9 protein-coding genes are annotated in these 10,300 nt (G+C 72.5%); 8 read left to right on the top strand and 1 reads right to left on the bottom strand.

The features are described from left to right. Positions 1 to 76 precede the first annotated feature (76 nt). The 5 genes from ACFE7W_RS00765 to ACFE7W_RS00745 all read left to right on the top strand — a co-directional run bounded on the left by ACFE7W_RS00765 (position 77) and on the right by ACFE7W_RS00745 (position 6,356). Positions 77 to 613, top strand: a complete 537-nt coding sequence (locus ACFE7W_RS00765; protein WP_375422861.1) for a PadR family transcriptional regulator — start codon at positions 77 to 79, stop codon at positions 611 to 613. Positions 614 to 655: 42 nt separating this feature from the next. Continuing rightward, positions 656 to 2,431 (top strand): proline--tRNA ligase, encoded by a 1,776-nt coding sequence (locus tag ACFE7W_RS00760; RefSeq protein WP_375423511.1) that lies wholly within the window; start codon positions 656 to 658, stop codon positions 2,429 to 2,431. 3 nt (positions 2,432 to 2,434) lie between these two features. Beyond that, the gene (locus ACFE7W_RS00755; protein WP_375422860.1) at positions 2,435 to 3,226 is read left to right on the top strand and encodes a sulfite exporter TauE/SafE family protein; all 792 of its coding nucleotides are present in this window, start codon (positions 2,435 to 2,437) and stop codon (positions 3,224 to 3,226) included. Positions 3,227 to 3,518: 292 nt separating this feature from the next. After that, positions 3,519 to 5,801 carry an IPT/TIG domain-containing protein gene (locus ACFE7W_RS00750; RefSeq protein ID WP_375422859.1) on the top strand — a complete coding sequence of 761 codons (2,283 nt, stop codon included), beginning with the start codon at positions 3,519 to 3,521 and terminating at the stop codon, positions 5,799 to 5,801. Between the two features lie 51 nt (positions 5,802 to 5,852). Next, positions 5,853 to 6,356, top strand: a complete 504-nt coding sequence (locus ACFE7W_RS00745; RefSeq protein ID WP_375422858.1) for a hypothetical protein — start codon at positions 5,853 to 5,855, stop codon at positions 6,354 to 6,356. 7 nt (positions 6,357 to 6,363) lie between these two features. Here the strand turns inward: ACFE7W_RS00745 and ACFE7W_RS00740 are convergent, their stop codons facing one another. Then, positions 6,364 to 7,377: a DUF4439 domain-containing protein gene (locus ACFE7W_RS00740; RefSeq protein WP_375422857.1), complete on the bottom strand. Its 1,014-nt coding sequence runs from the start codon at positions 7,375 to 7,377 to the stop codon at positions 6,364 to 6,366. 110 nt (positions 7,378 to 7,487) lie between these two features. Between ACFE7W_RS00740 and rimP the strand changes: the two genes are divergently transcribed. The 3 genes from rimP to ACFE7W_RS00725 are packed head-to-tail and all read left to right on the top strand — an operon-like array spanning position 7,488 to position 10,224. After that, positions 7,488 to 8,069 (top strand): ribosome maturation factor RimP, encoded by a 582-nt coding sequence (gene rimP, locus ACFE7W_RS00735; protein WP_375422856.1) that lies wholly within the window; start codon positions 7,488 to 7,490, stop codon positions 8,067 to 8,069. Beyond that, on the top strand, positions 8,069 to 9,079 hold the full coding sequence (nusA, locus tag ACFE7W_RS00730) for a transcription termination factor NusA (RefSeq protein ID WP_375422855.1): 1,011 nt from the start codon (positions 8,069 to 8,071) through the stop codon (positions 9,077 to 9,079). The genes rimP and nusA overlap by 1 nt, the downstream gene beginning before the upstream one ends. Before the next feature lie 5 nt (positions 9,080 to 9,084). Next, entirely contained in the window at positions 9,085 to 10,224 is a 1,140-nt protein-coding gene (locus tag ACFE7W_RS00725; protein WP_375422854.1) for a glycerate kinase, read from the top strand. Positions 10,225 to 10,300: the final 76 nt, after the last annotated feature.

Genomic DNA, 10,300 nt, shown 5'->3' with positions numbered 1-10,300 from the left:
CATGTCAATATCAACGTGTCAATATCAACGCGTCAACGTCGGATGGTAGAGTCGTTCGACACGAGAAGGAGCCACGATGTCGTTGCGCTTTGCCCTGCTGGGGCTGCTGGCCGAGGAGCCGTCGAGCGGGTACGACCTGACCCGACGCTTCGAGGAGGGGATCGGCACCTTCGCCTGGAGCGCGGGCCACAGCCAGATCTACCCCGAGCTGGCCAAGCTGGCGGCCGCGCAGCTCGTCGAGGTGGTGTCGGAGGGAGCGCGCGGTCGGCGGGTGTACGACGTCACCCCGGCCGGACGCGATGCGCTCCGCGACTGGCTCCTCGGCCCGCACACCGACGGGGGGACCGTCAGGAACGAGTTCGTGCTGCGGCTGTTCCTGCTGTCGGCCCTGGAGGACGCGGACGCCCAGGTGGTGCTGCGGGGCGTCCAGGAGTTCGCCGCGCAGCAGATCGCCGTTCTCGAGTCCGCCCAGCAGGAGATGGCCGCGGCCGGCCTCGCGAGGAGCGCCGGTCCGAATCTCGCCGCGAAGTTCGGTGCCCTGAGCTACCAGGCAACCCACGAGTGGGCCGGTTGGGCGTCGGAGCAGGTGGCCTGGCGGACCGAGCGCTCCTGAGCTCCGACCCGGCCCAGTAGGGTGCCTGGCGTGATCACGCGTATGTCGGAGCTGTTCGTCCGCACCCTGCGGGAGGATCCGGCCGACGCCGAGGTGCCCAGCCACCGGTGGCTCGTCCGGTCCGGGTACGTCCGCCGGGTGGCTCCGGGCATCTACAGCTGGCTGCCGCTGGGCTGGCGGGTGCTGCGGAACGTGGAGACCATCGTCCGCGAGGAGATGGACGCCATCGGCGCCCAGGAGGTGCACCTGCCCGCGCTGCTGCCGCGGGAGCCGTACGAGGCCTCAGGCCGCTGGACCGAGTACGGCGCCAACCTCTTCCGGCTGCAGGACCGGCGCGGCGGGGACTACCTGCTGGGCCCCACCCACGAGGAGATCTTCGCGCTGCTGGTCAAGGACCTCTACTCCTCCTACAAGGACCTGCCGCTCTCGCTCTACCAGATCCAGACCAAGTACCGCGACGAGGCGCGCCCCCGGGCCGGGATCCTGCGCGGCCGCGAGTTCGTGATGAAGGACTCCTACTCCTTCGACATCGACGACGCCGGGCTCGCCAAGTCCTACGACCAGCACCGCGACGCCTACATCAAGATCTTCAACCGGCTCGGCTTCGAGTACGTCATCGTGCACGCCATGTCCGGGGCGATGGGCGGCTCGGCGAGCGAGGAGTTCCTGGCCGTCTCCGAGACCGGTGAGGACACCTTCGTCCGCTCACCGGGCGGCTACGCGGCCAACGTCGAGGCGGTGCGCACGCCTGCCCCCGCGCCGGTGCCGTTCGACGACCTGCCGGCGGCGCACGTCGAGGACACCCCGGACACCCCGACCATCGACACCCTCATCGCGGTGGCCAACGAGCGGGTGCCCCGCGTGGGCCGCCCCTGGACCGCCGCCGACACCCTGAAGACCGTGGTGGTGATGCTCCGGCAGACCGACGGCGCCCGCGAGCCGCTGGTGATCGGGCTGTCCGGGGACCGCGAGGTCGACGTCAAACGACTGGCCGCGCAGGTCGAGCCGGCCGAGGTCGAGCCCTTCACCGAGGAGGACTTCGCCGACCACCCGGCCCTGGTCAAGGGCTACATCGGGCCGGGCGCGCTGGGCACGGAGTCGGTCAGCGGCATCCGTTACCTCGTCGACCCGCGGGTCAGCACCGGGACGGCCTGGATCACCGGGGCCGACCAGCCGGGCCGGCACGTCTTCGACCTCGTGGCCGGGCGCGACTTCACCCCGGACGGGACGATCGAGGCCGCCGAGGTCCGCGCCGGCGACCCGGCCCCGGACGGCTCGGGACCCCTCGAGCTCGCCCGCGGCATCGAGATGGGCCACGTCTTCCAGCTCGGCCGCAAGTACGCCGAGGCGCTCGGCCTCAAGGTGCTCAACGAGCACGGCAAGCTGGTCACGGTGACGATGGGCTCCTACGGGGTTGGCGTCTCCCGCGCCGTCGCCGCGGTCGCGGAGAACACCTGCGACGAGAAGGGCCTGTGCTGGCCGCGCGCCCTCGCGCCGTTCGACGTCCAGCTGCTGGCCACCGGCAAGGACGTGGCCGTGCTCGAGACCGCGACCGAGCTGGCCCAGCGGCTCGACGAGGCCGGCGTGAAGGTGCTGCTGGACGACCGCAAGGCCAGCCCCGGGGTGAAGTTCGCCGACGCCGAGATCATGGGCATGCCGACCATCGTGGTGGTCGGCCGGGGCCTGGCCGACGGCGTGATCGAGCTGCGTGACCGGCGCACCGGAGACCGCCGCGACGTCCCGATCGACGACGCGTTCGGTGAGGTGCTCACCGAGGTGCACGGGCGCGCGGACGCCACCCGGCCCGACCTCGCCTGACCGGTGTCCTCGCTCGACCTGCCCCTGCTCACCCTGGTCCTGCTGGTCGCGACGGCGTTCGTGGCCGGTTGGGTCGACGCGGTCGTGGGGGGCGGCGGCCTGATCCAGCTGCCCGCCCTGCTGATCGGGCTGCCGGCCTCGACGCCGCCGGCGGCAGTGCTGGGCACGAACAAGCTGTCTTCGGTGTTCGGCACCGCGACCAGCTCGCTCACCTACGCGGTGAAGATCCGCCCCGACTGGCGCACGGTGCTGCCGCTGGTCATCGCGGCGGGGGCCGGGGCGGCCGGGGGAGCCGAGCTCGCGAAGTACCTGCCCAAGACCTGGTTCACCCCGGTGGTGCTGGTGGCCCTGGTCGGGGTCGGGGTCTACACCTGGCGGCGACCCGAGCTCGGCCTGACCTCGACCCGCAAGCACCAGGGGTCGGCCCACTACGGCCGGACGGCGCTGATCGGGCTGGGGGTCGGGGCCTACGACGGCTTCCTCGGCCCCGGAACCGGCTCGTTCTTCGTCATCCTCCTGGTCAGCGTGCTCGGCTACGGCTTCCTCGAGGCCAGCGCCAAGGCCAAGCTCGCCAACCTCACCACGAACATCTCGGCGATCACCGTCTTCGCCCTGCACGGCTCCGTGCTGTGGAAGCTCGGGCTGACGATGGGGGCCGCCAACCTGCTCGGCGGCCTGCTCGGCTCCCGGATGGCCATCCGCCACGGCAACGGCTTCGTCCGCCGGGTCTTCCTGGTCGTCCTGGCCGGCCTGATCCTCAAGCTCGCCTACGACACCGCCCGCCAGTTCCTCTGAGGCGTATCGGCTGGGAGTGCAGCCGGCCCAGAGGGACTGAGGGCTCTCAGGCCGTTCTTGGATTGAATTAACCTTCGGTGGACCAACCTGTGCCATTTCTGTGCACCTTCCCCGTCGCGGTGAGGGCGCCCACTACGGTCGGCGCGACGGAGCCAGGGGGGCCCGTGTACCTCTCAGGAGTCTTGTTGTGGCGCGACCTCTTCGCTTGCTCGCTGTCGTTCTGGCCGTCCTCCTAGGCCTGCTGGCACCAGGACCTGGTTCCCTGCCCGTCGCCGAGGCGGCGGCGCGACCGGTGGTCAGGGCCACCGGCACCGGAGCCGGACCCCTCAAGCCGACGGTGGTGACGATCAGGGGCAGCCACCTCGACGGAGCCACCGCCGTGAGGTTCGGCAGCAGGAAGGGCACGATCATCCGGGTCGTCGGATCGACGGCGATCGAGGTTCGGACGCCCAGGGGGGCCCGGGCGGGCACGGTGTCGGTTCAGGTCCGCGCGCACGGCAGCTGGTCGAAGAAGTCCTCACGGGCGCGATACAGCTTCGTCGCGGCTCCCAAGCTCAGCAAGCTCTCGCCCACGAGCGGCAGCTACCACGGGGGCCAGCGCGTCACACTCAGGGGCAGCAACCTGACCAGGACCGTGCGGGTGCGGTTCGGGAGCGCCAAGGCGACCATCGTGAGCCGAAAGAAGGACCGCGTCGTCGTGAAGGCGCCGATCGGCGTGCTGGGGAGCGCCAGGGTCACCGTCACCACGCCCGGCGGCAGCAGCCGCAGCAAGAGCTACACCTACACGAAGCCGGCCGCCAAGAGCGTCACCAAGGTCACGACCTTGCCGGGGACGGCCAAGCCCAGCGCGGTGGAGTGGGTGACCGGTGGCTACAACCCCGATACGGGCAAGGCAGAGCCATGGGTGGTCGGCCTGCCGCAACGAGCCACGGTCCCGGCAGTGGGCAAACCCTTCCTGGTCAAGCCCGGCACCCGTGTGTTCCCGAGCGGGCTGGTGGGGACCGTCACCGACGTAGCCGTTCAGGCGGATGAGACCGTCCGCGTCACCGTGGCGCCCAAGGCTCTGGAGACCTCACTCGAGGGACTCCAGGTCAACTACTCCGGCCCCCTGAGGACAACGAACGCCCGACAGGGACGCAACGCCTCGGAGGTCGGCAACTCGACCACCTTCTCCATCAAGGGCCCCACGTCGCTGTTCTGCACGAGTCCGACCGGCGCCTCGGTCTCGGTCGGAGCCGATCTCTCGATGAGCATCAGCGACGTCGACGTCTCCCAGCACTTCGACTCCGGGCACCTCTGGCACCGGCCGACCTACGACGGCTCCTTCACCGCCGAGGTCAAGACCACCGGAAAGATCTCCGTCGCCGCGGCCGCCACGTGCAAGTTGAGGCCCGAGTGGCAGAAGGCCCAGCGCCGCATCATTCCCTTGGGCGCGTCCGGGGCCACGGTCTCGTTCGGGCCGTCGATGGCCTTCAAGGTCACCAGCAAGGGCACCTGGAGCGTCGTCGACCGCACCCGTACGACGTTCGCCGTGAGCGCGAAGCTCGGCAGCACGCCTGAGTTCAGCAAGACCTCCCGCAGCGTGGAGTCGAAGCAGGGTGGCGCCCTCAGCTTCTCGCTCGAGGTGACGGCCGGCGTGTCCGTCCAGTTCGGGCTCCTCGACACCGCCGGGCTGGAGGCGAAGGTGCTGCTCGGTGCCTCGGTCACGGTCACCGACACCAGGGACAACGCCTGCGTCGACGGCTCACTCTTCCTGCGGCTCACCGTGGGGGTCTTTCTCGACGCCATCGTGGCCCGCTGGGAGCGCCAGGTCTTCACGGGGACCCTTGAGCTGGCAAGGGTCCACCGGTGCGCGCTGCCCGAGGGGTCCGCTCCGCCAGGCGAGCCGGGGATCACTTCGGCACGGTTGCCGGACGCCCAGATCGGTGCTGGGTACCAGGCCACTCTCACCACCGCGGACCACCGGAACGGAACCTGGTCGCTCGTCTCGCAGGCTCTGCCTGCCGGCCTGACCCTCGACCGAGCCAGCGGCTCCATCTCGGGTACCCCCGTCGGCCCGGTCGGGGACTACCCGGTGCTCGTGGACTTCACCGATACCGACCACCAGGTCGCGACGACGACGATCCGGATCCGGATCCAGCCGAGCCGGGGGATCGGGGGTGGGGACATCCAGGTGACGCTGCGTTGGACCGGCCCTGCCGACCTCGACCTGCACGTCGTCGATCCGGCGGGGGAGGAGATCTACTACTCCCACCGGTATTCCGCGAGCGGTGGCACGCTCGACCATGACGCCAACGCCGGTTGCAACGGGCTCGCAGACGACGACAACGCCGTCGAGAACGTCTTCTGGCCGCCCCACCAGGCACCCGCGGGCAGCTACACGACCTGGGTGCATGTGTGGGCAGTGTGTGGCGGTCCGCTGGACTGGCACTTGACCGTCCGCCGCAACGGCGTGGTCATCGTGGACCAGACGGGCAGCGGGGAGTCCCCCGGCTACACCTTCGGGGTCGGGACCGGCGCCGGGGTCCGGGTCGGCCGGCAGCCCAAGGTCACGACCCACTACCCGGCCAAGTGAACCGGCGGCCAGGTTCCCCACAGCGGCACGGTGGGCTGCGGGGAGGCCCGGATGGGATTGCGTGAAAGTCTGCGCCAGCTCATCGGGCAAGTGGGCGGGGTGTCGGAGCTGGCGAGGGTCGACCGGGTGGCGGCCCTGGTGCCGACCGACGCCGAGTACGTCACCGTCGGTCCGCTGCTGGTGCTCGCCGACGCGGTCACCTTCATCGGTGGTCCGCCGGGCCACGGACCCTTCGGCCGCAGCTTGGCCGTCCTGCCCGAGATCGCGGGCCAGGCGCCAGAGCTGAGCCTGTTGGTGCTGGCGGGTCGACGGCTGCGGGTGATCAGCCCGGGCGGCGAGCGCTGGTCGTGCTCGGCCGCCGACGTCACCGACCTCGACGGCCGTCGAGACACCGGTTTCGTGCTCGTCACCCGGGACGGGGGCGGCCTGGCGGTCGCTCACCAAAGCCCCGTCCAGGTGCCCGCCGGGGCGTCCTGGCGGACGGTCCGGGGGGTCACGACCCTGTTCAGCGGCTGGAACGACATCCTCAGCCGGTACGGCGCGAGGTCCTGGTAGACCCTGCTCAGTCCCGCCAGCCGGGCCAGGCCTGAACGTCGCCGCCCCAGCGTTCGGCCCGGGCGGCGGTGTCGGCGAGCGCGTCGAGGGCCGAGCGACGGTCGGCGGGCTTGCTGGCGGCGGCGAGCCAGAGGCCGCAGAACGGCATCAGGGCCGACTCGAGGTGGCCGATCAGCCGGCCGGCGGTCGCGCTGTCGTCGACGCGGAGCGAGGGCACGTACGCGGGTTTGGCGGCCGGCACGTCGGCCCCGGCGGCGGTGAGCCGCTCCGACAGGCGTTCCAGCAGGACGCGCCGGTCCCGGAGCCCGGTGGTGGCCCGGTCGTGCGCGGCGCTGTCGGTCTCCAGCCGGCCCAGCGCCAGCTGGTAGCCGTAGACCGTCGCGTGCAGCGCTCCCACCAGGTCGGCCACGGCGGTCGTGTCGGGGACCAGGGCCATCGGCCGGTGCTGGCGCGGAGCCGAGGCGGACGGCGTGTCGTCGTCGGCGAGGGCCTTCGCGTACCGGTCGCTGGCCACGGACATGGACCCCCACAGCAGGGCGGTCAACCCGCTCGTCGCGGCCGCCTCCCGGCGGTAGCGGGTCGCCGCCGCCCGTTCGGCCTCGGCCAGCCGCTTCACGGAGCGACCGGTGCCGGGCTGCGGGTCTGCGGGCGGCGCCCCGACCGGGCGGCGGCCAGGATCGGCGGACGCCAGCGCCGAGGCCCGCTCGAGGTGGGTCGCCTGGACGCTGCGCAGCAACGCCCGCCGAGCCTTCGAAGGCTTCGGCGTGCCCGTCCGGACGCGTCCGGCGAGGTCGGCCAGCTGCCGCTCGGCGACCGCGGTGGCGGCGATCGGGGTCAGCCGGGGAGGGGCACTCGGCGTAGCGCTGCGACCCGCCGACGCGGGGGCGGTCGCCGCCGTACCGCGGATGGTCGGGTCGCTCACCGTGCACGCCGTGGCGCTCAGGGAGAGCCCCAGGACGAGCAGGGAGCGTCGCGACCAGGGGGGTCCGGCCGGACCGTCGTCCAGACGCGGGCGGGGCACCTGCCGACCGTATCCCACAGGTCGGTGCCGGTATGGTTGCTGTTTGCGCCGGGCCGTCGCGCCTGGTGCACCACAACCGCTGGACACAACCGGATCGAGGGGCGAGAGCCATGAAGGAAAGCCAGATCGCGGAGTTCGTGACGCCGATCCTGGCCCACTACGGGCTCGATCTCGACGCGGTGGAGGTGGTCCCGGCGGGCAAGCGCCGACTGCTCCGGATCGTCGTCGACGGCGACGGCCCGGACGGCACCGGCCCGCTGCTCGACGACATCGCCGAGGCCACGCGCGCGGTCTCGGCCGGACTGGACGAGTCGCCCGTGGTCGGCAGTGCCGCGTACACCCTCGAGGTCTCCTCGCGCGGCGTCAGCCGTCCGCTGGAGCTGCCGCGGCACTGGCGGCGCAACGTCGGCCGGCTCGTGGCCGTCACCCTGGCGGCGGGCGAGCCGGTCACCGGTCGAATCACCTCCGCCGACGACGAGACGGTCGTGCTGGAGGTGGACGGCGCGCCGCGCGAGCTGAGGCTGACCGAGGTGCGCAAGGCCCTGGTGCAGGTCGAGCTCAACCGGCGCCGCCCGGAGCCTGCACACACCGAGGCTGAGGACGACGACACCGACGACGACACCGACGACGACACCGACGAGCTGGACGACGACGAGACCGAGGACGACGACGAGACCGAGGACGACGACTGATGGACATCGACATCTCCGTGCTGAGGGTGCTGGAGCGCGAGAAGGAGCTGCCTTTCGAGGTCCTGGCCTCCGCGATCGAGGAGGCGCTGCTCAGCGCCTACGACAAGACCGACGGCGCGGTGTCGGGCGCGCGGGTCGAGCTGAACCGCAAGAGCGGCCACGTGGCCGTGATGGTGCCCGAGACCGACGAGGACGGCACCCGGGTCGGCGAGTACGACGCCACCCCCGAGGGCTTCGGCCGGGTGGCGGCCGCGACGGCCCGCTCGGTCATCTTCCAGCGGCTGCGTGACGCCGAGGACGAGCAGAAGTACGGCCACTTCGCCGGCGTCGAGGGCGACATCGTCTCCGGCATCGTGCAGCAGGGCCGGGACTCCCGGACCGTGCTGGTCGACCTCGGCAAGATCGAGGCGATCATGCCGCTGGCCGAGCAGGTGCCGGGGGAGCGCTACGCCCACGGCACCCGGGTCCGGGTCTACGTCGTCGCCGTCCGCAAGGAGCTCCGGGGCCCACAGGTCGTGGTCTCGCGCACCCATCCCGGCCTGGTCGAGAAGCTGTTCGCCCTCGAGGTCCCCGAGATCGCCGACGGCACCGTGGAGATCAAGGCCGTCGCGCGCGAGGCCGGTCACCGCAGCAAGATCGCGGTGGTCAGCCACCACCGCGACGTCAGCGCGAAGGGCGCCTGCATCGGTCCCATGGGCTCCCGGGTCCGGGCGGTGATGCACGAGCTGAACGAGGAGAAGATCGACATCATCGACTACCACGAGGACCCGGCCCGCTTCGTGGGCCACGCGCTCTCCCCGGCCAAGGTGAGCTCGGTCACCGTGGTGGACGCCGCCGCGCGGGCGGCCCGGGTGGTCGTCCCGGACTACCAGCTCTCGCTGGCCATCGGCCGCGAGGGCCAGAACGCCCGGCTCGCCGCCCGGCTGACGGGCTGGCGCATCGACATCCGCTCCGACACCGAGCCCCCCGCGGAGGCCGCTCCTGCCGAGGCCGCGCCCACCGGGGCCTGACCGTCGTGACCGTCGCCGCCTCTGAGGTCCGCGTCCTGGTCAGCCCCGACAAGTTCAAGGGCAGCCTGACCGCCGTCGAGGCGGCCGAGGCCATCGCGACGGGCCTGCGGCGCGGCCGCCCCGGCGTCCAGGTGGTGACGCTGCCCGTGGCCGACGGCGGTGAGGGGACGGTCGACGCCGTCGTGGCCGCGGGGTACGAGGCACGGACGGTTCGGGTGACCGGACCGACGGGCCAGCCCGTCGAGGCGGTGTTCGCCCTGTCCGGGACCACTGCCGTGGTCGAGCTCGCCGAGGCGTCCGGGCTGCGCCGGCTGCCCGACGGTGTGCCGGCGCCGCTGACCGCGACCACCTACGGCACCGGCGAGCTGGCCCGGGCCGCCCTGGACGCCGGCGCCCGGCGGATCGTTCTCGGCATCGGCGGCAGCGCGACCACCGACGGGGGCGCCGGCCTGGCGCAGGCGCTGGGCGTCCACTTCCTCGACGCGGCCGGCGCTGAGCTGGCGCCCGGTGGCGCGGCCCTGGCCGATCTGCACCACGTGGACGTCTCGGGCCTCGACCCACGCCTGAGCGGCGTCGAGGTCGTCCTCGCCTCCGACGTCGACAACCCCCTGGTCGGACCGGAGGGCGCGGCGGCGGTCTACGGGCCGCAGAAGGGAGCCACCGCCTCCGACGTCGCCCTGCTCGACGCCGCCCTGCGCCACTACGCCGACTGCCTGCAGCGCGACCTCGGAGTCGCGGTGGCCGCCGTGCCCGGCGCCGGGGCGGCGGGGGGTGCCGGTGCGGGTGCGCTGGCCTTCCTCGGCGCCCGCGCCGAGCCCGGCATCGCGCTCGTGCTGCGGACGGTCGGGTTCGCCGACGCGCTGGTCGGCAGCGATCTGGTGGTCACCGGCGAGGGCTCCCTCGACGCCCAGAGCCTCGCCGGCAAGGCGCCCGTCGGCGTGGCCTCGGCGGCGCGGGCGGCCGGCGTGCCCGTGGTCGCCCTGGTCGGCCGGCTGGCCGTCGACGCCGAGAGCCTGGCCGCCGTCGGCATCGGGGCCACGCACGCCATCCTCGATCTCGAGCCCGACCTCGCGGTCGCCCAGCGGGACGCGGCTCCCCTGCTGGCCCGGCTGGCCGAGGCCGTCGGTCGAACCCTCGGCGTCTGAGCCCTCGCGGCCTGAGCCTGCCGAAGGCCCTGAAGGACGTGAAGCCGTGCACCCTTACGGCCGTGGGACGCCCGGC

This window comes from uncultured Friedmanniella sp. (assembly GCF_964244285.1).
Taxonomy (GTDB): domain Bacteria; phylum Actinomycetota; class Actinomycetes; order Propionibacteriales; family Propionibacteriaceae; genus Microlunatus.
The sequence above is the reverse complement of the archived record's forward strand: the minus strand, read 5'-3'. Positions and strand labels throughout refer to the sequence as shown.

Bases quoted from the DNA above. Each gene is read 5' to 3' on its own strand.
- rimP (WP_375422856.1), top strand. From the start codon at position 7,488: ATGAAGGAAAGCCAGATCGCGGAGTTCGTGACGCCGATCCTGGCCCAC.
- ACFE7W_RS00760 (WP_375423511.1), top strand. From the start codon at position 656: ATGTCGGAGCTGTTCGTCCGCACCCTGCGGGAGGATCCGGCCGACGCC.
- nusA (WP_375422855.1), top strand. From the start codon at position 8,069: ATGGACATCGACATCTCCGTGCTGAGGGTGCTGGAGCGCGAGAAGGAG.
- ACFE7W_RS00765 (WP_375422861.1), top strand. From the start codon at position 77: ATGTCGTTGCGCTTTGCCCTGCTGGGGCTGCTGGCCGAGGAGCCGTCG.
- ACFE7W_RS00745 (WP_375422858.1), top strand. From the start codon at position 5,853: ATGGGATTGCGTGAAAGTCTGCGCCAGCTCATCGGGCAAGTGGGCGGG.